Source organism: Paenibacillus timonensis, assembly GCF_022427145.1.
Classification (GTDB): Bacteria; Bacillota; Bacilli; order Paenibacillales; family Paenibacillaceae; genus Fontibacillus; species Fontibacillus timonensis.
The window spans coordinates 16,151-37,155 of sequence record NZ_JAKSXN010000041.1 but is presented as its reverse complement, the minus strand read 5'-3'; the positions used below and the strand labels follow the sequence as shown (position 1 = coordinate 37,155).

The 21,005-nt window shown below is 55.8% G+C and carries 20 protein-coding genes; 9 read left to right on the top strand and 11 right to left on the bottom strand.

The window, feature by feature from the left end; genetic code table 11:
* Window positions 1-12: 12 nt before the first annotated feature.
* The 7 genes from MJ257_RS16430 to MJ257_RS16400 all read right to left on the bottom strand — a co-directional run bounded on the left by MJ257_RS16430 (window position 13) and on the right by MJ257_RS16400 (window position 4,753).
* On the bottom strand, window positions 13-660 hold the full coding sequence (locus tag MJ257_RS16430) for a response regulator (protein WP_463670142.1): 648 nt from the start codon (window positions 658-660) through the stop codon (window positions 13-15).
* A complete protein-coding gene (locus tag MJ257_RS16425; RefSeq protein WP_240270257.1) occupies window positions 641-1,723 on the bottom strand; it encodes a sensor histidine kinase in 1,083 nt (360 codons plus the stop codon). The genes MJ257_RS16430 and MJ257_RS16425 overlap by 20 nt, the downstream gene beginning before the upstream one ends.
* A gap of 19 nt (window positions 1,724-1,742) precedes the next feature.
* Window positions 1,743-2,393 carry a cell wall-active antibiotics response protein LiaF gene (gene liaF, locus MJ257_RS16420; protein WP_240270256.1) on the bottom strand — a complete coding sequence of 217 codons (651 nt, stop codon included), beginning with the start codon at window positions 2,391-2,393 and terminating at the stop codon, window positions 1,743-1,745.
* Between the two features lie 114 nt (window positions 2,394-2,507).
* Entirely contained in the window at window positions 2,508-3,209 is a 702-nt protein-coding gene (locus tag MJ257_RS16415) for a PspA/IM30 family protein (protein ID WP_068783435.1), read from the bottom strand.
* 3 nt (window positions 3,210-3,212) lie between these two features.
* Window positions 3,213-3,713 (bottom strand): PspC domain-containing protein, encoded by a 501-nt coding sequence (locus MJ257_RS16410; protein ID WP_240270255.1) that lies wholly within the window; start codon window positions 3,711-3,713, stop codon window positions 3,213-3,215.
* Window positions 3,714-3,718: 5 nt separating this feature from the next.
* Complete coding sequence (locus MJ257_RS16405) at window positions 3,719-4,393, bottom strand: PspA/IM30 family protein (protein ID WP_240270254.1); 675 nt, start codon at window positions 4,391-4,393, stop codon at window positions 3,719-3,721.
* 63 nt (window positions 4,394-4,456) lie between these two features.
* Window positions 4,457-4,753, bottom strand: coding sequence for a hypothetical protein (locus MJ257_RS16400; RefSeq protein WP_059041158.1), 297 nt, complete (start codon window positions 4,751-4,753; stop codon window positions 4,457-4,459).
* 354 nt (window positions 4,754-5,107) lie between these two features.
* Between MJ257_RS16400 and MJ257_RS16395 the strand changes: the two genes are divergently transcribed.
* From MJ257_RS16395 to MJ257_RS16375, 5 genes are all read left to right on the top strand, one after another.
* Window positions 5,108-6,391 carry an ArsB/NhaD family transporter gene (locus MJ257_RS16395; RefSeq protein WP_240270253.1) on the top strand — a complete coding sequence of 428 codons (1,284 nt, stop codon included), beginning with the start codon at window positions 5,108-5,110 and terminating at the stop codon, window positions 6,389-6,391.
* A gap of 100 nt (window positions 6,392-6,491) precedes the next feature.
* Complete coding sequence (locus tag MJ257_RS16390; protein WP_240270252.1) at window positions 6,492-6,845, top strand: hypothetical protein; 354 nt, start codon at window positions 6,492-6,494, stop codon at window positions 6,843-6,845.
* A gap of 134 nt (window positions 6,846-6,979) precedes the next feature.
* A complete protein-coding gene (locus MJ257_RS16385) occupies window positions 6,980-7,474 on the top strand; it encodes a cation:proton antiporter regulatory subunit (RefSeq protein ID WP_240270251.1) in 495 nt (164 codons plus the stop codon).
* A 1-nt stretch (window position 7,475) separates the two neighbouring features.
* The gene (locus MJ257_RS16380; RefSeq protein ID WP_240270273.1) at window positions 7,476-8,723 is read left to right on the top strand and encodes a cation:proton antiporter; all 1,248 of its coding nucleotides are present in this window, start codon (window positions 7,476-7,478) and stop codon (window positions 8,721-8,723) included.
* Window positions 8,724-8,809: 86 nt separating this feature from the next.
* On the top strand, window positions 8,810-9,664 hold the full coding sequence (locus MJ257_RS16375) for a YitT family protein (protein WP_240270250.1): 855 nt from the start codon (window positions 8,810-8,812) through the stop codon (window positions 9,662-9,664).
* 67 nt (window positions 9,665-9,731) lie between these two features.
* On the opposite strand, the gene MJ257_RS16370 is transcribed toward MJ257_RS16375, so the two are convergent.
* On the bottom strand, window positions 9,732-10,622 hold the full coding sequence (locus tag MJ257_RS16370) for a LysR family transcriptional regulator (RefSeq protein WP_240270249.1): 891 nt from the start codon (window positions 10,620-10,622) through the stop codon (window positions 9,732-9,734).
* Between the two features lie 174 nt (window positions 10,623-10,796).
* On the opposite strand from MJ257_RS16370, the gene MJ257_RS16365 reads away from it, so the two are divergent.
* The 4 genes from MJ257_RS16365 to MJ257_RS16350 are packed head-to-tail and all read left to right on the top strand — an operon-like array spanning window position 10,797 to window position 15,430.
* Window positions 10,797-11,903, top strand: a complete 1,107-nt coding sequence (locus tag MJ257_RS16365; protein WP_240270248.1) for an extracellular solute-binding protein — start codon at window positions 10,797-10,799, stop codon at window positions 11,901-11,903.
* 2 nt (window positions 11,904-11,905) lie between these two features.
* A complete protein-coding gene (locus tag MJ257_RS16360) occupies window positions 11,906-13,600 on the top strand; it encodes an ABC transporter permease (protein WP_240270247.1) in 1,695 nt (564 codons plus the stop codon).
* The gene (locus MJ257_RS16355) at window positions 13,587-14,771 is read left to right on the top strand and encodes an ABC transporter ATP-binding protein (RefSeq protein ID WP_240270246.1); all 1,185 of its coding nucleotides are present in this window, start codon (window positions 13,587-13,589) and stop codon (window positions 14,769-14,771) included. Before MJ257_RS16360 ends, MJ257_RS16355 begins: the two co-directional genes overlap by 14 nt.
* Window positions 14,768-15,430: a metallophosphoesterase gene (locus MJ257_RS16350; protein WP_240270245.1), complete on the top strand. Its 663-nt coding sequence runs from the start codon at window positions 14,768-14,770 to the stop codon at window positions 15,428-15,430. The genes MJ257_RS16355 and MJ257_RS16350 overlap by 4 nt, the downstream gene beginning before the upstream one ends.
* 103 nt (window positions 15,431-15,533) lie before the next feature.
* Here the strand turns inward: MJ257_RS16350 and MJ257_RS16345 are convergent, their stop codons facing one another.
* The 3 genes from MJ257_RS16345 to MJ257_RS16335 form a co-directional block, all read right to left on the bottom strand.
* Window positions 15,534-16,376, bottom strand: coding sequence for an aldo/keto reductase (locus MJ257_RS16345; protein WP_240270244.1), 843 nt, complete (start codon window positions 16,374-16,376; stop codon window positions 15,534-15,536).
* Between the two features lie 191 nt (window positions 16,377-16,567).
* Window positions 16,568-18,595 carry a glutaminase family protein gene (locus tag MJ257_RS16340; RefSeq protein ID WP_240270243.1) on the bottom strand — a complete coding sequence of 676 codons (2,028 nt, stop codon included), beginning with the start codon at window positions 18,593-18,595 and terminating at the stop codon, window positions 16,568-16,570.
* A gap of 39 nt (window positions 18,596-18,634) precedes the next feature.
* Window positions 18,635-20,968, bottom strand: a complete 2,334-nt coding sequence (locus MJ257_RS16335) for a hypothetical protein (RefSeq protein WP_240270242.1) — start codon at window positions 20,966-20,968, stop codon at window positions 18,635-18,637.
* Between the last annotated feature and the right edge of the window lie 37 nt (window positions 20,969-21,005).

The window sequence follows — 21,005 nt, the reverse complement described above, 5'->3', positions numbered from 1 at the left end:
TGATGGAGTGAGCTACTCCGCCAAACCGTTTTTGTAAGCGTAAATGGCCGCCTGGGTACGATCCTCAACCCCCAGCTTCGCCAAAATATTCGTGACGTGGAACTTGACCGTTTTGATTCCGATAATCAGGTCATCGGCGATATCCTGATTCGATTTGCCTTGAGCCAGCAGACGCAGAACGTCCATTTCGCGTTCGGTCAACTCCTCGTGGGCCGGGGCTTCCACCTTGGGCTGGCGGAACCGGTTCATCATCTTGGACGCGACCTGCGACTCCAGTACCGACTGGCCGCGAGCGGCGGCGCGAATGGCCTCGGCGATTTCGGAGGCGCGCGACGTTTTCAGCAAATAGCTAAACGCTCCGGCTTCAATTACGGGATACATCTTCTCGTCGTCCAGATAACTGGTAAGTACAATCACTTTGCAATCGGGATGCAGCGACAGTAGTTGCCGGGTGGCTTCGATCCCATCCATCCCGTCCATGACCAGATCCATCAGCACGACATCCGGCCGGTATTCCTGCGCCAGGCGGATTCCTTCCTCCCCGCTGCTGGCCTCTCCGACGACCTCGATGCCGTCTTCGGTGCCCAATACCGCCGCCAGGCCGATTCTCACCATTTCATGATCATCCACAAGCAGTACTTTAATCTCCTTGTCTTCCATCTCCATGGCTGACCTCTTCCCCGCTTTCTTCATTAAATAATGGCACGGTCATCTCAATTCGCGTCCCTTTGCCGGGCGCGGTAATAAACTGAATCGATCCGCCGATCTCGTGGATACGTTCCTGCATGGTGGACAAGCCGTAGGAAGCCTGCTTCTTGTCGTCCAGCTCGAAGCCGATGCCGTTGTCGCGCAGCGTGACCTTGACGGCTTCGCCCCGGCGGTGGATCCGAATCTCCATCTTGTCCGCTTTGGCATGCCGCAGCGTGTTGGACATCGCCTCTTGAATGATGCGGAACAAATGGTTTTCGATGCCTTTGCCTAAACTTAAATTCTCGTCCATCTCCAGGGTCAAATCCATCGGGACCTTGGTTTTCAACTCCTTAACCAGGTCTCGCAAGCCTTGGGACAATTCCTTGCCTTCCAAATAGACCGGCCGCAAATGCAGCAAGAGCGCACGCATTTCCGACTGGGCGACGGAGGCCATTTCTTCGATCAGCTCAACCTGGCGCTGGGCCTTGTCGAAGTCCTTCTCCAGCGTTCTCCCTACCGCCGTGGCCGTCATCGAGATGGCGAACAGCTGCTGGGAGACGGCGTCATGCAGCTCGCGCGCAAGCCGCTGCCGCTCCTCCACGATCGCTGATACCCGGGCTTGCTCGGCTAATTGAGCGTTATGCGTCGACAATCGCTGAAGGGAGGAGACTTGCTCCTCCCACCGTTTGCCGATCCGCTCCAACTGCTCGGCCAGTCGGCCCAGTTCGTCTTCGCCAAGCTTCGGAACGCTTCCGGTTTGGTTGCCCTTCTCCCATTGCAGGAGCGCTTCGCGTAACCCGTCGATCTGCCGTTTGGGGCGGTATCCCTGTATTAATCCGTATGCCGCCCCGATGATGATCAGGAGCGACAACAGCGTGACGCCCGCCCTGATCCCCGTCCTCCAGGAAGTTTGAGGGTGAAAATACCCGTATGTATACAGCACGTAAAAGGTAGCTGCCATCATAATGACAGACAGGAGAATCCCTCCGCGCATGCTGCGGGATACCATATTGCTCGGCTTTTTCGATTTCATGCGGGACGTTCCTCCTGTCTTAAGTTAATCGTATATCGACATCTCCTACAAGATAGGAAATGATGATTTTCACTTTTTGGTCACGGAACTCATAGTTCGGCGACTTCCAATACAGCCGATTGAGCATGCCCGTTTCTTTGTCTTGGCTGAAATCGATCTGTCCGAACAGGACGAACGCTTCGATCTCCACGCCGTAATCCTCCGGAATCGCCAAATCGACGTCTCCGACGATGCCTTGGAACATGAGGACGTTATGCCCTCCTTCCGCCATGGCCAGCGATAAATCGATGTCAAGCTCCCCAAGCACATGCCACATGCTCGTATTCCTCAAGCTCCACGGATCGCGGTCCCAACGGATACTGGAGGTGATGTTTTGCTTCTGCACGTAATTACCCTGAGGCTGGGTTTTGCGGATCTTCGCATAATAGTAGCCAAGCGAGATCATCAGAATGGCCAGTACCAGCATGAAATGGTCAAGCAGGATCATACCGCCGCCGATCGCCAGCAAGATATAGCCGGTCTTGACCTGCTCTCCCTGCCGGATCTTATAAATGCCGAACGCAAGAAATAAGAGGGCGACAATGGTGAAGAAACTCAGCCACTTCCCGAAAATCAACAGTACCCCAAATCCGATCAAAGCGATGGCTAAGAACCTTTTCCGTGTATCCATATGCCGCACCTCCCTGCAGGTTCATAGAGTCGTAAAAAGCCATAACGGTATGGGACCCCATACCGTATGGCTTCGCCAGTATTTAGAATATCACAATGTCCAGCGGACGTGTAGTTATTCCTTGTCTTCCTCGCGGGCCGCGGATGGGTTCAGCTTCGCTTTCAGCGCTTCAAGCTGCGCATCCACTTTCAACTGCTTCTCGGCATCCGCCGGGCTGATATACGTGGATGGCGAGGTTCCCCGATAGACAACGCCGGCCACTTCGGCTTCCGCTTCCAGCTGCATGATCTTCTCTTCCATCCGGTGGAATCCGAGCGAAGCATTGCCGCTTTCGATCGTATGCAGGCTGCTGATTTGCGACATTTGCTTTCTGGCTTTCGCCATTTGCGCGCGGCTCACCAGTTCGTTCCGTTTGTTGCGCAGCTTGTAGAATTCGTCCTTCATCTCATGCAATTGCTGTTTGAGTTCAGCAGCCTGAGCTTCGGACTGCGCATGCAGCTCGGCAAATTCCGTTTGCTTTTGATCGTAATGGATTTTCTCCTCCAGCATTTTGCGGGCCACTTCTTCCTGCCCATTGCGGAGTGCAATTTCGGCTTGGGCTTCCCGCTGCGCGGAGATGCGGGCCGCTTCGTCCAGGCGCTGCTTCATCCGGCGCTCGTTCGCCATTTGCTTGGCCACGGTCACTTCGGCGTCGCGAATTTCAGCCTCCATATCGCGCAGGTACTGGTTGAGCATGACGATCGGGTCTTCCACCTTATCCAGCAAATCGTTCACAGACGCTTTCGTAATATCTTTAATTCTTTTGAATACTCCCATGTTTTACACTTCTCCCTTCTCGTAGTCGGAGAGCTTCTTACGCAGCTCTTCCAGTTCTTTTTTCATGGCTTTTTTCTCGATATCTTCCATCATGGAATCCAGGTTGGATGCTCCCGGAGCGGCTTGGAAGCCGGTTCCCGAAGTGCCTGCGCCGTATTGCGGCGGCTGGGTTCCGTAAGTATTTCCGTTTGGAGCTCCGTATGGCGGGCGGGCGCCGAAGCGGGGATCCTCGTAGAAGTCCCGGCGTTTGGGGCCGTAACCCGGCTGCGGACCGCCGCCCGGCCATCCGCCGTTAAAGAACGGATCGTGAGGCGGGTACGGCTCCTTGGAGATGACCAAGGTGGCGATAAAGTAGATGAATATCGTCGTCCCGCCGGTGAAGAAAATGCTGAGAAAAGCGATCAGTCGCAGCACGCCGACGTTAATGCCGAAATATTCGCCCAGCCCGCCGATCAAACCGCTGATCCAGCGATCCCGTCTGGAACGGTACAAGGGTCTTCCCATCGATCTTACTCCTCTCCCTGGTTATTCAGCTTCTGCTTCAAGCGGGAGAGCTCCTGTTCCAGAGTCGATTGGATGGCGGAGCCGGCTTGGTTCAAGAAATCCGAACCCGCTCTCCGCAAGTCGCGCAGGCTTCGGGCTTCCCATTCCATATCGGACACCCGGTCCTCCAAGCGATGAAACATCTTCGGCACGTCCTGCACGCCGTAACCGCTCATCCGCTGGTTCATCCGCTGCTGTAAACGAAGCGTCTCCATTCTTGCGTAATAGTATTGCCGCTTGCTGTACACGACCTGATATTCGGTCTTCAATTCGTTCAGCTGGGCTTCCAATTCCTGCAACGACTCCAAGCTTTGCGTGTACAATTCGGTGTATTGCTCAACCTTTTCCTCGTATAGCATCTTCTCTTGCAGGGCCAGTTTAGCCAAATGCTCCTCGCCTGCTTTCAACGCGAGCAACGCTTGTTCTTCGCGTTTGTCGCGCATGACCTTGGCCTGGTCAACCTGCTGCTTCATTTGCTTTGCGTGGCCGCTGTATTGATAATGCAGCTTCTCGGCTTCGGCGATTTCTTGCCGCGTTTCGATCAGGAACTGGTCGATCAGTCTGACCGGATCTTGGGATTGCTCCAACTTTTCATTCAAAGTAGCTACCGTAATATCTCGTACCCGACGAAATACACTCATGACACCCTTCCCTCCTAACCTTTCGGTCCTCATTTCAAGTTATTCTGCATGTATGCTATTTAATCAGTAGCTCCGTCTTCCTCTAAGGGAAGAGATACCGTATACGATTAATCCGATACCCAAGAGCGGAACGATCAGCCAAGCCAGCTTGGAGATCAGGGAGATGACCCCGAAAATCAGCACCAGCCATCCGAAGAACGCGTTCCCCCGGCGAATCCCGTAATATCCGAGACCGATCATCACGATCGCGATCACCAGGCCGAACAGGCTGCCCAGGAAAGGAGTCAACTTGCCCAGCAGAATCAGAGCGCCCAGGGCAATAAGTACAATAGCGAATACATTCGGTCGATTTGTTTTCATCGATTTATCACCGCCTCTCATTTGATCAACCTTATGTCTCTATTCTAGGTGGATTGCAGGTTTTCCAAAACGGACCGCGGACGGTTTTTCAACCTAGACCTAAGTCGAGGATGCGCTCAGCCCAAGGGTACAAACCGATGGCGGGAACCCAGGCAGTAAGTTCTTTACTTTTAAAATGACTAATAATATAATGATGTAGGCATTAAATAACAATAGAAAACGAGAGTTATCGGAGGAGCCTGCCATGTAGCGGGCTCTTTTTGCCTTTTTTTGACCCGGAATGGCATAATTCTGCTCCTGCATGGCAATCTAAAGATACCTCGGGTTACGGCAAACATGGAGAGGAGAATTACTATGGAGCAACAAGCAATCTGGGCCATCATCATCTTTCTATTAACGTACGCGCTTATCATTTCGGAGAAAATCCATCGGACGCTGCTCGCCATGGTCGGCGCCGTCCTGATGATCATTTTTGGCATCATCGACCAGGAGTCGGCGATTCATCACATCGATTTCAATACGCTGGGTCTGTTGATCGGCATGATGATTATCGTCAACACCACGGCAGAAACGGGACTCTTCAAATATATCGGCATTTGGACGGCCCGGAAGGCCAAGGGCAATCCCGTGACGATCCTTTGGCTGCTGGCGCTGATTACGGCGGTTGGGTCCGCCTTCCTGGACAATGTGACGACGATCATTTTAATGGTGCCGGTCGCCTATAGCATTACCCGCCAGCTTAAGGTCAAGGCCTTTCCTTACATTTTCTCGCTGGTCGTTGCCTCGAACATCGGCGGGACGGCAACCTTAATAGGGGACCCGCCGAATATCATGATCGGCAGCGCCGTCAAGGAACTGACCTTTATCGCTTTCCTGCAAAACCTGGCGCCCATCGTCATCGTGATCCTAGCGGTCACCTTGCCGATTCTCGTTATGATGTTCCGCAAGAGCATCAAGTCGACGCCGGAGAATCAGAAGAACATCATGAACATCAGCTTGGAAGGCTTGATCACGGATCAGAAGCTGCTCACGAAATGTCTGATCATTCTGGGATTGACGCTGCTGGGCTTCTTCCTGCACCAAACGTTCCACCTGGAGTCGGCAACCGTGGCTTTAGCGGGGGCTTTCCTGCTGCTATTGCTCACCGGGGAGCATGTCATGGAAAGAGCGTTCCGCTCCGTTGAGTGGCCGACGATCTTCTTCTTTATCGGGTTGTTCGTCCTGGTTGGCGGGTTGATCGATACCGGGACCATCAAGCGGCTGGCCGAGTGGGCTATCGACTTGACCGGAGGGGATCCGCTGGCGACTTCCATGCTGATTCTATGGCTTAGCGCGATCGCTTCCTCTTTCCTGGATAACATCCCGTTCGTTGCGACGATGATTCCGATGATTCAGGATATGGGGGCCATGGGGATCAGTAACCTGGAGCCGCTGTGGTGGAGCCTGGCGCTTGGCGCTTGTCTCGGGGGAAACGGATCACTGATTGGAGCCAGCGCCAATTTGATCGCGGCGGGCATGTCTGCCAAGGAGGGCGAGCCGATTACGTTCGTGCGGTTTCTCAAAGCCGGTTTCCCGCTGATGATTCTGTCGATCGTATTTTCCAGCGCGTATATCCTGATCCGGTATTTCCTTATTTGAATGAAAAATTGCACTTAAGCAGCTCTATCTTTTGAAAAGAAAGACACCGGTATGCTATCCTAAAGATAAGTAAATCGATGTCCAAGGGGAGGGATTCAGCATGAAAACGCAAAAAATAGGGCTTCGCTGGTTGGCTGCCGCTATTTTGTCGTTGTTTATGGCTTTTTCCCTGCCCTCCTTCCTTTCACCCCCTCTTCAGGCGGAAGCCGGCGGGGAAGAAACGCTGGAAACCGAATATCACGCCGTGCACCACAAGGTGCCGCTGCGCCTCAACAGTTCGCCGTCCCACGGCAAGCTGTTCATTGACAGAACCCCGCATCAACTGGATAACGTCCCGGCCCTGGTCAGCTTCTTGCTGCTGGCGCCATGGGTGCGTTTCCGCCCGTTTTTTTGCCTGCTGTTAAGGCGGCTTCTGCTTATGCCCATCAAATTTACGAGCATGTTCGTGGCTTAATCCCAACTTCAACGTTTTTGAAATCCAGCCTCCTGCCTTGCATTCCCGTTTTCAAAAAACGGAATTCGCATGAGGCTTATTTTGCAATACCCAAAATGGGAATGATGACTCTAAAAACTGGAGGCTTGACTCAAATGAATCTCAAAGAAACAGATCTGCCTGGAATCGGGAAAAAGTTCGTGATCGAGGCCCGAAGCGGCGACAAACTAACGATCATTATCCATGATGACGGCCGGCGCGAGCTGTATCACTTCGATCACGACGAGCCGGACGACAGCGTCTCCATGGTGACTCTTGACGACGATGAAGCGAGATACGTCTCGGCCATCGTCGGCGGCGTGACTTACAAACCGACGGCTTTGGAGAACATTGAAGTCGCTTTAGGCGATCTGATCATTGAATGGTATAAATTAGAGCCTAACTTCAAATCCATCGGCAAAACCATCGGCGAGCTCAAAATCCGTCAACGTTCCGGAGCTACGATCATCGCCGTCATCGAGAAAAACCATACGAAACACATCAATCCCGGAGCGGATCTGATGCTTACGGCCGATGCGATGGTTGTCGTGCTCGGCGAACGGCTCCACCAACAGCAAATCAGACAGATCCTATTGAATGGAAGTGGTTGAATTGGATCATCTCGTGCTTGAGATCGGTCTGGCCATCGCCCTGATTGCGGCGGCCGGACTGCTCTCCGCAAAACTTCGTTTATCCGTCATCCCGTTCTACATTCTCATCGGGATGGCCGTAGGCCCGCACGCCATGGAGCTGGGGCATTTCGATTTCCGCTTTATTGAGAGCGCGGAGCTCATCGAGTTCCTGGGACGCATCGGCGTTTTGTTTCTGCTCTTTTATTTGGGCCTCGAGTTTTCCGTTACCCGGCTCATCAAGTCCGGCAAATCCATCGTGCTGGGCGGAAGCATATATATCTCGATTAATTTTGCCTTAGGCATCATTTTCGGCTGGGCGGCAGGCTTCCAGTTCGCGGAAGTGCTTCTGATCGCCGGCATCACCACATTCTCCTCCAGTGCCATCGTGGCTAAAGTACTCGTCGATTTAAAACGGACCGCCAATCCGGAAACGGAGATGGTCCTGGGCATTACCATGTTCGAGGACGTCGTCCTCGCCCTCTACATTTCCGTCCTGTCGGGTTTAGTCTTAAGCGGATCGTCAACGTTCGGCGGCGTTCTGTTATCTACCGCCATTTCTTTTGGCTATATGCTTGTTCTGTTGCTTGTCGGGAGAAAAATCGTTCCCTTGCTTAACCGCGCACTTAACATCCGTTCGAATGAGTTGTTTATCTTGGTCGTATTCGCGGTTCTCTTCTTGATTGCCGGATTCTCCGAAACGCTGCACGTTGCCGAAGCCATCGGCGCCTTGCTGCTAGGCCTCGTCCTCGCGGAAACGGAGCATGTGAAGCAAATCGAAAAGTTCGTGATTCCGTTCCGCGATTTCTTCGGAGCCATCTTCTTCTTCAGCTTCGGCTTATCGATCGATCCGACGGAGCTTGGCGGCGCCGTTTGGTATTCGCTCGCGGCCGTGGCGATTACCTTGATCGGCAACATTACGGCCGGCATGATCGCCGGGCGAAAGGCCGGGTTGTCGCCGAAGGCATCGATGAATATCGGCCTGACGATCATGGGCCGCGGGGAGTTTTCCATCATTTTAGTCAATCTGGGGAAAGCCGGCGGACTGGCGTCCATTTTGCAGCCGTTTGCCGCATTATATGTGCTGGTTCTGGCGATCCTGGGACCGCTGCTCGCCAAGGAGAGCAAACAGGTGTTCAAGCTGCTGGATCGTGTATTCCGTTTCGAAGCTCGGCATGTGAAGCGGAAGGAGCAGCAACGACAGCTGCAAGAGGAAACTTCACCGCAATAATGGCCTGATCCGGTTTTCAGGTTGATGAACCGCCTGCCCTTGATGATGGTTTTATCCAAGAAGGAGGGGTCGGTTTGAAACACCAGATGAGAGTTCATTCCTCCGGGAAGGTTCGCGGCGGCGGGAAGCATTTCATTCCGGCGTTTCCCCGTGCCGTGGGCGTCATTGCCGGCGCCTTGCTGGCTTCTGCCGGCCTGGAGCTGTTCCTGATGCCCCATGGGATCGTCGTTGGAGGAGTGACGGGATTATCCGTATTGCTAGCGCTAAAGATGGAGATGCAGCTCGGGTTGTTCCTGTTTTTGCTTAATCTGCCGCTGCTCTTGCTCTACCGCAAAAACATTCAGTGGTCCTACGGGATCTTCACCGTGATCGGAATATTGGTATTTTCACTTGGCACTCTCGTACTCCATCCCTACCCGTCTTTCATTGGCGAGCCGCTGCTGGCGGCGCTGGTCGGCGGAGGTTCTCTGGGACTTGGACTCGGACTATCCTTACGTTTCGGAGGTGCTCTGGATTTTGCGGAGAAGGCGGTAGAACATCTTTACGATGGAAGGTTGTCTCCGGAACGGGTCTTGTTATTGCTGAACTGCCTGCTCCTGATGGGTGCCGGCTTTCACTTCGGCTTTCTGCAGGCCCTCTATTCGGTCATCGCCTACTTGACTGCCTTCGAAGCCGTCAAGCTTCCGGTACAAGGCACGCGTTTGACTCAAACCGCACGTATCAAAAGCCGGCATTGCGCAGCCATCCAAGAACAGCTGCAACGGTACCTAAGCCGTTCGGCAGTATACCGGCAGGAGCCGACGGGGACTGGGAACGCCGGGAACGAGGACGGGATGGGCATCTTGGAGTGCCAATGCCACCGTTTGGAGAGGTCGCGATTCATTTCCGTCGTCCATCAATGCGATCGCGAGAGTGAAATCACGTTCCATCCTCGGAAATAACAACGCGAGCCGCAGGGTTTTCCCCCTGCGGCTCGCGTTGTTTACGAGTATATCTATTTCCCGGGCTTTATCCGAAAACTTGGCTCGTCATATATTGATTGAATTTTCGAACGGCAGCGGACAAGGTCTTCTCCTCCCGATAAACCAGACAAATCCGGCGGCGGTTCACGTACCCGGGAAGCTCCAGCTGCCGAAGCTCACCGGTTAAAATCTCCCGTGCAACGCTGCGCCGAGGCAAGACTGCAATGCCGATATTGCATTTGACCGCCTCCTTCATCGTCTCAATGGCCCCCAGCTCCATCGAAAAGTCGAAATGGAGCCCCGCCTGTTCCGCCCATTCCTCCGTCAACCGGCGAGAAGTCGAACCGGGCTCATGGAGCAGAAAGGTCTCCCCACGCAAATCCTCAACCTGCACCTGTTCCTTACTTGCCAATGAATGATTCGGGGAAAAAACCAGCATCAGTTCGTCGGTGACCAAGGGGACAACCGTTAGGTCATCTTCCCGCGATTCCGGCAACGAGACGATCGCCGCTTCGATTTCATACCCGCGCAGCATAGTCAGTACCGCCTCGGCTTTTTTCACCGACAATTGCAGTTGGATTTGCGGGTAGAGCTTCTGGAATCCTGCAAAATACGGCGGCATGAAATAAGTGGCTGGGGTATAGCTGGCCCCAAGGCGCAGTTTGACCGACGTTCCGTCCCGATGCTCAGCCGCTCTCTCCTCCATTTCCGCAGTCAAAGCGACGATTCGCCGAACGTAAGGCAACAGGTCTGTAGCCGCTTCGGTCGGGCGCAGCTTGCGCGCGGTTTTTCGCGTCAGGGTCAGGCCCAATTCCTCCTCCAGCTTATGCAAGTGAAAACTCACGGTAGGCTGCTTCAAGCCAAGCTTCTCCGCCGTTTCGGCCAACGTCTTGCCGCCGCCGATCTCTTGTAGCACTTTGAGTTGCTGGATGTTCACGACCATCCCTCCTCTCTGAAATATAGATTGTATCTATATAAATCAAGATACATAAACTTTATTTAACATAACTCGAACGTTTGCTTAACATTTGCCTGACTATCGATTGTTACATTAAAGAACGAAAGGGTAGGAAATGAAATCGTCCATCTACATTTCGAAGGGAGAAAGAGAATGAGAAATCGAACGAAACGCTATACCGCAGGAGTACTATTGACCTTGCTGCTCACATTGGCTTTAAGCGCATGCGGAGGCAACCAAAACAGCGCGGCCCCAGGGCACAACGCAGCCGGAAATGCGCAAGCCAGTGCCGCCGGTAATTCCACGGAAACGACGGAGGAAGCAAAGGATGAGGGAACATTGACGGTGTACCTAAACGATTTTGACGATATCATTGCCGACATGTTTGAACAAGCGACCGGCTATAAAGTGAATCTCGTTACCGGAAACGGGGCGGAACTGATGTCACGAATCGAAGCAGAGAAAGGAAATCCGCATTGGGATGTGATATGGGCAGACATGATGCCCTCCATCAACGCCCTTGGCGAACAAGGGCAGTTGCTTGAAGGCTGGACGCCGAACAACGAAGCCAATTTAACGGAAACGTATCGCAGCTATGTGCCGGGGAACCAAGCGTATTATCCGACAGGCGCGCATGCGGCTGGCGTCATCGTATATAACACAAACAAATTCTCGGAGGATCAGGCTCCCAAAACTTGGGCGGATTTCGCCAAACCCGAGTACAAGGGGTTAATCGCTACCGCAGACCCGGCCATCGCCGCCCCGGCCTATCCCTTCGTAGCGCGTTTCTTCGAACAATCCGGCATGGACGGCGGTAAAGAACTGTTCGATTCCTGGTTCAACAACGGCCTTCGCGTTTATCCAAAAAATCCGCAGGTTGTGCAGGCACTTAGCTCCGGTGAAGTGAGTATCGCGGCTCTTCAGGAATCCAACGCCTACAGCATGTTGACGGCGGGTGAGCCGATCGATATCGTTTGGCCGGAAGAAGGAGCGCCGGCTTCTGTACGCGTTGCCGCGATTCAGAAAGATACCAAAAATCCGAACGCCGCCAAAGCTTTCATCGAATTTCTACTGGATCCGAACACGCAACAGCAACTGGTCGACCAAGGCGAAGAAGCTTATTTCGAACCGTCGGTTTCCGGCGCAAAGCCGAAGGAGAACCGCGACCCGAATGCAAAACTCGTTGCGGCGGATGCCGCCTGGGCTGCCGAACATGAAGCTGAGATCAAGCAGTGGTTCGCCGATAAAGCGGTCAAGTAACGATGTTGCGGCGATTATCCCAAGACCGCCTTGGTTGGTCCGTCAGCTTCCTGTTATTCGTGCTCGTGCTCTATCCTCTACTGGCCGTGATCATACAAGTTTTGCTACCTGGCGTATTTTTTGGCCACTGGGGACTTGGTGAACTGAACCTGCTGCTGGAAATCTTTCACCGGCCCTTGTGGCAGAAATCGTTGGAGAATTCGGTCGTCCTCGCTAGCGGGACGACCGTTCTCGCTACGCTCCTTGGCGGCACCTTTGCGATGATCCGCGCGACTTGGCAATTTCCAACCGCCAAGCTGCTCGATGCCGCCGTTTGGGTACTTCTGATCATGCCCTCCTTCATCTTGGCTCAAGGTTGGATCATGTTCTCGGCTTCAGGCGGGCTAGCCGTCCATCTACTCGGCTGGACATGGATCACCAAAGCGGTGTTTCAACCGGCCGGCTTGATCGTCGTCATGACGCTCAGTAAGTTTCCACTAGCTTACCTCAGCGTTCGCTCGGCCATGGAATGGAAGGTAGAGCAACTTTCAGAGGCAGCCCGGCTGAACGGAGCCTCCCCCTTCCGCGTGTGGCGTACCATCCAGGCACCTCTGCTTCTCCCGGCTATTCTGGCCGGGGCGGCGCTGGTATTCATGGATACGATCGGGGATTTCGGGCTTCCAGCGTCAATCGCTGCCATTTACCGCTTCCCGACGCTGCCCTATTCGATTTATTCGGCGCTGTATACTTCGCCGATCCGCTTTGACATGGCCGGGGTCTTGTCCTTTTACCTTGTCGTATTGATCGGTTTGGCCATGCTGCTTCAGTTTTATGCCTTACGCCGCTCTCGTTTCGATTTTCTGTCTGCCCGGGCCGTACCGGCAAAGCCGAAGTCGGCGGGCCGCTTCACTTGGCCTCTGACGCTGATCAATCTGATTTTTTTGTCTATCGTTATTGGGGTCCCGATCGGTTCCAACTTGATATTATCCTTCATGAAGACACAAGCCGGTGGAATCCGGCCGGACAACCTGACCCTAGAGCATTACCGATCCTTGTTCCGGGGCGGCTCAGAGCTTCTGGTCGGCTTGGAACGGTCGCTAACGATCGCCTTAATCGCTGCTGCGCTCGGCTTATTGATTGGCTTGATGGTGGCTTATGTGCTCAGCTATTCGGGCTTCCGCTTTAAGCGAGGCATCGAGGTGCTGTCGCTCGTGACATTGGCCGTGCCCGGTGTGGTGCTGGGAATCGGCTATATCTTCGTTTGGAATCAACGTTGGTTAGACCAGATCGGTTTGCTGTTGTATGGCAAACCGGCCATCCTCGTGTTAGCCGCCATCGCCGGAGCCATCCCAGTCATTACGCGGGTCCTTATCGGGGCGATGGCGAAAGTGCCTGGTAACCTGCTGCACGCTGCCCAACTCAACGGGGATACGTGGCTTGGAAGAATGCGTCGCGTGCTGGTGCCGCTCATCCGAAGAGCGCTCTTGTCGGCCGGTTTGGCGGCCTTCGGCTCAAGCGTGTTCGACCTGGCGGTCAACTCCATTTTGTTTCCGCCGAATTTTATCACCTTTCCGATATCCGTCAACAAGGCGTTTGAGGATATGCGGTTCGGCTACGCTTCGGCCGCAACCATCCTGGGCGGCAGCCTAGTTGTTTTGATCATTTTACTGCTGGAAATCCTGTTGCGCCGTAAGGAGGTCAACCATGATCCAACCTAATTCCCCTACCGTATCCACCTTGCTGGAGATCCGCGGACTTACCAAGCAATACGGCTCGTTCCGAGCTTTGGACGAGGTGACGTTCGAGATGAGAGAAGGCGAAATCATCAGTGTGCTTGGCCCCTCGGGTTGTGGCAAATCGACCTTGTTGCAACTGGTGGCTGGCCTGATTTCCCCGGACTCTGGCGAGATCCGGCTTAGAGGCGAGACCATCGCCTCCACGCGAACCCTGATTCCGCCAGAAAAAAGAAACGTCAACATGGTGTTTCAGGATTACGCCTTATGGCCGCATATGAGCGTCTTCGACAATGTGGCCTACGGTCTGAAAAATATAGGGCGCGGCGAGAAACAATCACGCGTTAAGGAATTGCTGCGGCTTTTGCATCTGGAGGGATTGGAACGCCGCCTGCCTCCACAGCTTTCAGGCGGACAGCAGCAGCGGGTGGCTATCGCCCGAGCCCTAGCCACCCGGCCGAGTTTACTTCTGCTGGACGAACCCTTGTCCAACCTGGACATGCGCCTGCGAATCGAAATGCGCACGGAAATGGCTTATCTGTTCCGCAGGCTGGGCACTAGCGTGTTCCATGTCACTCACGACCCGGAGGAGGCGTTTTCGATGGCCGATCGCTTGCTGATTCTGCGAAATGGAGCGATCGACCAGATCGGCACGCCGGAGGAGTGCTTTACCCGACCGGCGAGCCCATGGGTCGCGTCGCTGCTCGGTGCGATCAATCGGTTGCCGGGGCGTCTTGAGCGTGGCCATAATGCCGCCGCCACGGCCATCCGCATTGGCGGAAAGCGCATCGAAGGCGTCGCCGGAGCAGACGTGGCCGGACGCGCGGATGGCGCGCCGGCGGAACTGCTATTCCGACCGGAGCAGCTCCGGCTCGCCATCGGGGAAGCCGTGCCTGAAGCCGCGGCGGTAAATGCGGATGAGGAAGGGGGAGTAAGCGGGTCGGATAACCATCTGCGGGTCCGCATCCTGCACTGCACCTTCGAAGGAAACCGTTGGCGGCTGATGGCGGAAACGGATGAAGGGCATACGCTGTACGCGTTGTCACCGTATCCGCTGGCGCCGAATACCCAGCATACCGTTTTCTTGCCGCCCTCATCGGCGTTTATTTACGCAAGCGCCGCACCCGAAGAAGAACGAAAGGACACAGAACCATGAATACTTCCGACTATTCGCCGCGCCTACTGGCGATTTCCGATATACACGGCCACGCTGATGGACTGCTTCGTCTACTGGCGGCGGCCGACTATGACGCCGAGCAGGACCGTCTAGTCCTCCTGGGCGATTACGTTAACGCCGACCCGTCCACCTGGGGAACGCTGGAGCTGGTTCATCAACTGACCGAAGGCGGCGCCACCGCCCTCTTGGGTAACCTTGAGGTCAGCCTATTGCAACGTGTGGACGGTGACGCCGACAGCTGCCTTCCGGAAGATCGGTTGAGTTGGCTGCGCGGGTTGCCGTATTATACCATCTTGGACGATTGGCTGTTCGTGCATGCCGGTATTCGTCCCGGCGTACCGCTGCATCAGCAAACGGCGGAGGATATGACCGGCATCCGTGAGGCATTTTGGTCAGCGGTACCAGACAGTTCGTGCACGATCGTGTTCGGTCATACCCCAACCTTCAAGCTGGGCGCCGAGCCCGGGGCAATTTGGCAGGCCGAGGGTCGTCTTGGCATCGACACTGGAGCGAAACACGGTCATCGCCTGACCTTACTCGATATCAGCGGGGAGATGGCCTATTCCTGCGCAACCTCTTCCGCCAACCTCTACGAAGATGTTCGCAGGGAGTCGATACGTCTGCAAGTGAGCAAATAAGGGCATGATGCAACAAAGCCAACCCGTATGGGGTTGGCTTAAGTTGTGAAGCACGATTGCAAATGCGAGCCTGCCCGTCCCTTTTCCACTCAGCCGGCAGGCTTTAAAACTCCTCGTATACCGCCGGATCCTGGTTTCTTAACCGCCCGTCCGGGCGGGTCAAACCGGAGATCCGTCCCATTCCCCCCTCATCCAGCGCGAAGTCGAAGATCGAGAGGTTCTCCAATTGACGAGCGGCGGAAGCCGATTTCGGAATCGAGACGGCCCCCAGTTGATAATGCCAACGCAGAATAATCTGGGACACCGATTTCCCGTGACGTTCGGCGATTTGCCGAATAGTCTCGTGATTCAACACGTCGTTGCCATGCGCCAGCGGACTCCAAGATTCCGTGATGATCCCGTGCTCTTCGTGATATTTGCGCTGCTCGGCCTGATTAAAGAACGGATGCAGCTCAATCTGGTTCACGCTTGGCGTTACGCCGGTTTCCTTGACCAGGCGGTCCAGATGGTCGGGCAGGAAATTGCTGACCCCGATGGAGCGGACCAGCCCCCACCTTTTCGCGTCGATTAAGGCCTGCCATGCTTCCGCATAATGTCCTTGAATCGGATTGGGCCAGTGGATCAGATACAGGTCGTAGTAATCCAGCTGCGCCCGGTACAACGACTCTTGGATCGCCTTCACCGCTTTATCGTACGTATGGTAGCGGCCGGGGAGCTTGGACGCGATGATGAGCTCTTCCCTCGGTACCGCGGAACGCCTTACGGCTTCGCCGACGGTTCCTTCGTTTTCGTAGTTATAGGCGGAATCCAACAAGCGATAGCCGGAGCGGATTGCATTGACGATCGACTGCACGCCCTCGCTGCCGCGAAGCGTGTAGGTGCCTAAACCGACCACCGGCAGCTTCATGCCATCATTTAGCGTAAATTCGGGAATGATTTGACCCAACATGAACACTCCTTTCGGATAAATACTCTAAAGCATATCATATCCGATGTAGGCGAAAAAACGAACAGAAATCGCCGTTTTCGGCGATTTCTGCGGAATGGGTATGAAATTTCGTACAGATTTACCTCCAGTCAGGCCCAGGACAGAGATTCTGCATGATATATCGAATAGAATCCTCTTTTGATTCTCCTCTACAGCTTCAACCCGCGATCCTTCAGCAGCTTGATATACAAGCCGCCAACCACGCTCCGGTGCTGGAAGCCGATCTGCGCCGACGTCTTGGTGTCGTACCAATCCGTGAACGGTACGCGGTCCCGCGTTTCATTCAGAAAGGTCCAGAGCGGCGAAATGATTCGCTCAAAATCCTCGCGCTCCTCCGCCAGCGTTCCGGCCCATACCAGCCAATCGGCTTTCGTGTAGGCTGCCCGGTTATCCAGCGGCGTCCCGTATCGTTCCTGCTTTTCCAGATACCAGGCAACCTCGCGGCGGATCATCTCTTCCCTGAACAAACCGGTCCCGAAGATGCCGTCCCAAACGAGGTTATATTTTAAACTCCAGGTCCCCGGCTGGCCGAAGGCCAGCATCGTATGGCTGTCGGCACTCGGATCGGCGGCTAGCCCTTCCCACTTGCGGGCCATGTCCGAGGCGGCTTGGCGGTAATGCTCCGCCGGTTCCTCTTCGCCCAGCATTTCGCATAACAACCCGTAGCTGGCTACGCCCATCACCGCTTTAGCCGAGAGGTTGGCATTGCGTGCCAAATGTCCGGCGAAATCGTCGGTGCAAAGCTGATGTTCCGGATCCAGTCCATGTTCCACCAAATAGTCGGCCCACTGGGCGAGCAACCCGCGATGCTCCAGTACGAAGTCCGTGTTACCGTCCGCCCACGTGACCGCGGCCGCCATGACAAGCATATTGCCGCATTCCTCAACCGGCATTTGCGCCTCCAGCGCGTTCTCGCCGTACACTTGACCGTTGGCGAGCGGGTATTGGCCGACGTCATGCGGCGCAAATTCAAACGTCCAGGCGTCGCTGGCGGCGTATTTGAAGATCGGCCGCATCATGCCGCGGACCAGCTCGGGCTGGTACAGCAAGAACAGCGGGATCGACGGGTAGCTTACATCCACCGTGGCAATACAGCCGTTGCTGAAGCATTCCTTCGACATGAACAGCACTTGCCCCTCGGGATCGCGGACCAGTTTATGCGCCGCAATCGCCTGCCGGTAGGATAGGGACAGGATATCGGCGTATTTCTCCCCACCGGCGCGGATCGCGTCTTCGCGCAGCTTGGCATCGAACGTATCGCAGCGCGCCATAAGTTTCGGGTAATCCCGAAACGCTTCGCTTAGCAGGTTCGGGACCGTGTTCCCATCCTTTTTCCAATAAGCCTCCAAGGGTTGGCCAAAATACTCAATCGCATACACGTCGTCATAGGCGAGGACGATCAATTGGGATTTCTCGTCCGTTCCGGCCACTTCCCCGGCATCCCACACGCAAGCCATAACCAGTTCGGCGTCGCGAACCGGTTGAGATTGAGCGATCGGCGACGTACCTTCGTTAGGCCGGATTTCGCCTTCCCGGACGAACTGTTTGCGGACTTGCGCCCGTTCCAGATAAGTCCTCACGTCCGGCGCCTGCTTGACGGCCAGCAGGAAGGTGCCCCAATCGATGCGCTGATCGTCGCCCGAGACATGGAGCGGCTTCTGCTCAGCATGGCGCACCTGCAGCACCGCGAGGTCTCCCTGCTCCTCTTGCTGCCAGGCGATCGCCTGGTCGGTTTCGTTCACGCACCACTCCCCGGTTGCGTCTGCATATAGGCGCACCTGATGGGGACGTCCGTCGAGGGAACGCACGCGGAAAGAGACATAAGAAGCCGGCCGCGATAACAGCTCCAGATCGTCCGGCAACAGCGGACTCGTAAAGGTCACTTCCAGCCCAACGCCCCCCGCCTCGAATTGGTAGCGGGTGGAGAGAGCCGTAACTTCGAGCCCGGTTTGGTTCATTGGCTCCGGCTCCGTATAATACCGCTCCGGATTGGGTTCGACGCGCCCGGCAAACCGCCAGGCCACGCCGTCGATGCGAATCAAGCCGGTGAACGCCTGCCGGCGTCCGGTCCAATGGCGGGTGAAATCGTCGGTCAGTCGATCCGCCATCGACCAGACGCTGAAATAAGGATCGATGGTTATCAAAGGTACTGCCGGTGGACGCAATTTCGTATTCATCGGTTATCTGCCTCCCATGCGGATATCGTGATCCTGTCATTATTCCTTCGTTTGCTGCTTCGTCACCGTGATGCGGGTTCCTCCGTCTCCATGCTCGTAATGAAGAAGCAGGGTACGCGACTTCGCATCCCATTCGAATGAGAGCGGCGCGGCACTAGCCGGTGCGAGGACATCCCCCTCGCCAGGCTGAACCATGGCCGTCACCGCCGCAGGTCTTGCCTCGCAGCAAAGCCGCGCCGCGGCCTGCAACGGGCGAGGCCCCTTGGCCGTAAACGAGATGCCGCGTTCGTCCTCGCGGAAATCTTCGATCCGGGAGGAGGCGGCGATCACGCCGGAGCAGGCGTTTAGGCTGCCCGGCCCGGTGTACGCCAAATCATAAAGCAAAGCTTGGCGGCCCGGCTGGATCGTGACCCGTTCTCTGACGGGCAGGCCGGCCTCAAGCAAGTCGACGAATAAGCCCTCTAGCTCGAGCGGCGTTTCGCTGACCGACTCGGTCATGACGGAGGCGATCACGTACGGACCGCGGCGAAGGTGGAAATGGTTCCGCGGTTCCCAGCGGAGCGCGTCCACCGCCGGAACCGGCTCTCCCGGGAAGCCGTCGGGGGCTGCCTGCGGCGTGAAGCGGCCCGCATCCGCCGGCCCCTCCGCGCTTCTAAGCAGCTCCATCGCTTCCCGTACCGCGGCGCGGAACCGCTCTGCCGCTTCCGCGCTCTGCGCGATCCGGTCCGGCCGCATCGGCAAATAGCTGACCAGGCCGGCGCCTACCCGGGTGATACCTTCTGTCTCAGCCGTCCCTGCCTCGGCCCCGCACGGCAATCCGAGACATTCGAACAGATGGGCCCGCGGCGAAACGTACCGCCGTCGGCCCTGATTCCACCACTCCCGGACTCCATGATACGGATCGCTGTCGTCCCCCACGTAAATGAGCGCCCCGCCTTCCCGTACCCATTGGGCCAAAACGCCGTGCAAATCCGGCGATTCCGGCTTCATGAATTCATAGCTTAAGACCAGCACGCGGTAATCGTCCAAATATCCGGGGAACCGCCGAAGGTTATCGAGCTGCACCGGCCGAACCGGCAGCCCGTGTTTGACGAGCGGAAGCGTCAGCCCGTAAAATGCCGAGAAATTCAGCAGTTCCACCGCCGATTCGTCCGTCAGTTCCACCTCGTTCGTTCCGTCGTATTTCATCATGAAACCGGACGTTTTCGTCTCGATCCGTTTGCGTTGGAACATGGCCGAGTCGGCCAGGAGCACGCCGGTGACGGCGGCATTGCCGTACATCCGGACCTCCTCCTGCTCCATGTTCCCCAGCGTGTGCATCACGCTCAGCAGCATCGTCCCGTAATCGGCCGGAATCCCCTCTTTACCGCTGCCATCCTCGGACGGATACCGTCCCTCGAAGATCCGCCGGGGCCATGGGGCCACCTCATAACGGGAAACCGCCGGATGCAGCAGCGAGGCGATCAGCGTCTTGACGTAGTTCTCGCGGTAATCGGCCCAGGTCCGCTTCGGATCGTCTTCGATCGGATCATGCAGGAACCACATGCGGCGTTGCGTACCGCGAACCAATTCCTGCATGATCCCGTATTCCAGGAACGCCGTCTCGAATGTCCGCTCCGCACGTTTGCCCTCGTATACGTTGGCCGTCCGCGACGTCCCCGTCCAAATTTGGGCGATATAGCCATCGACGGTCGGCACGTCGAGCAGCCGGGATTCCGGGCTGACGATCCGCCACTGGGTGTAATTGATCAAGCTGTGCGTCGGCACGAAAAAACGCAGCGGCCGGTTGTACCGGACCAGCGAATATTCCTTTAGCGCCGAGCAAATGCGGTCCAGGCAACGCGTGTACAGATAAGCCTTCAGCTTGGAGGCGCGGTATTGCGCATCCTCCGAGGCATGGGGCGGCTGCCATGGCTCGTTGTAATAATTTTGCCATTCGCGTCGGAACGCTTCGGAGTAGCCGCCCTCCACCCAAAATTCCGGTTCCTCCAGATGAATGGCTTCCACGCCGGCATCGACGGCCGGACGAATCCGTTCCACCAAAAAGTCGGCATAGCTGATGGTTGGCACCATATAGGGAATATCCTCCGAGGTCCCATGGATAATCGTTTCGCCGTCCTGGTATTTCTGGGCTTCGTCCCAATGGGAGCGGCCGTCCGTGTGCCCGTTCAGATAGTCCTGGTAACCGCCCCAGGACACCCCGGTCATCAGGTGCACATGGTATCCCCGCTCCGCCCACTCGCGGATACGCCGAGGCATCGATTCGCCGATGCCGTATACCATCACAAAATCCGTCTGCACGTCATACGAAGCGCCAAATCCGCTGCCTTCCTGAAATCCGGTCCGTTCTTCCGCCCTTGGTCTTCCCGTCACGCTTAAGCCCCTCCCTTGTCACCTAGAAGTTCATTCG

Excerpts from the sequence above, each read along its gene's own strand:
- MJ257_RS16430 (WP_463670142.1), bottom strand. The coding sequence starts at position 660 with ATGGAAGACAAGGAGATTAAAGTACTGCTTGTGGATGATCATGAAATG.
- MJ257_RS16425 (WP_240270257.1), bottom strand. The coding sequence starts at position 1,723 with ATGAAATCGAAAAAGCCGAGCAATATGGTATCCCGCAGCATGCGCGGA.
- liaF (WP_240270256.1), bottom strand. The coding sequence starts at position 2,393 with ATGGATACACGGAAAAGGTTCTTAGCCATCGCTTTGATCGGATTTGGG.
- MJ257_RS16415 (WP_068783435.1), bottom strand. The coding sequence starts at position 3,209 with ATGGGAGTATTCAAAAGAATTAAAGATATTACGAAAGCGTCTGTGAAC.
- MJ257_RS16410 (WP_240270255.1), bottom strand. The coding sequence starts at position 3,713 with ATGGGAAGACCCTTGTACCGTTCCAGACGGGATCGCTGGATCAGCGGT.
- MJ257_RS16405 (WP_240270254.1), bottom strand. The coding sequence starts at position 4,393 with ATGAGTGTATTTCGTCGGGTACGAGATATTACGGTAGCTACTTTGAAT.
- MJ257_RS16400 (WP_059041158.1), bottom strand. The coding sequence starts at position 4,753 with ATGAAAACAAATCGACCGAATGTATTCGCTATTGTACTTATTGCCCTG.
- MJ257_RS16395 (WP_240270253.1), top strand. The coding sequence starts at position 5,108 with ATGGAGCAACAAGCAATCTGGGCCATCATCATCTTTCTATTAACGTAC.
- MJ257_RS16390 (WP_240270252.1), top strand. The coding sequence starts at position 6,492 with ATGAAAACGCAAAAAATAGGGCTTCGCTGGTTGGCTGCCGCTATTTTG.
- MJ257_RS16385 (WP_240270251.1), top strand. The coding sequence starts at position 6,980 with ATGAATCTCAAAGAAACAGATCTGCCTGGAATCGGGAAAAAGTTCGTG.
- MJ257_RS16375 (WP_240270250.1), top strand. The coding sequence starts at position 8,810 with ATGAGAGTTCATTCCTCCGGGAAGGTTCGCGGCGGCGGGAAGCATTTC.
- MJ257_RS16365 (WP_240270248.1), top strand. The coding sequence starts at position 10,797 with ATGAGAAATCGAACGAAACGCTATACCGCAGGAGTACTATTGACCTTG.
- MJ257_RS16360 (WP_240270247.1), top strand. The coding sequence starts at position 11,906 with ATGTTGCGGCGATTATCCCAAGACCGCCTTGGTTGGTCCGTCAGCTTC.
- MJ257_RS16355 (WP_240270246.1), top strand. The coding sequence starts at position 13,587 with ATGATCCAACCTAATTCCCCTACCGTATCCACCTTGCTGGAGATCCGC.
- MJ257_RS16350 (WP_240270245.1), top strand. The coding sequence starts at position 14,768 with ATGAATACTTCCGACTATTCGCCGCGCCTACTGGCGATTTCCGATATA.
- MJ257_RS16340 (WP_240270243.1), bottom strand. The coding sequence starts at position 18,595 with ATGAATACGAAATTGCGTCCACCGGCAGTACCTTTGATAACCATCGAT.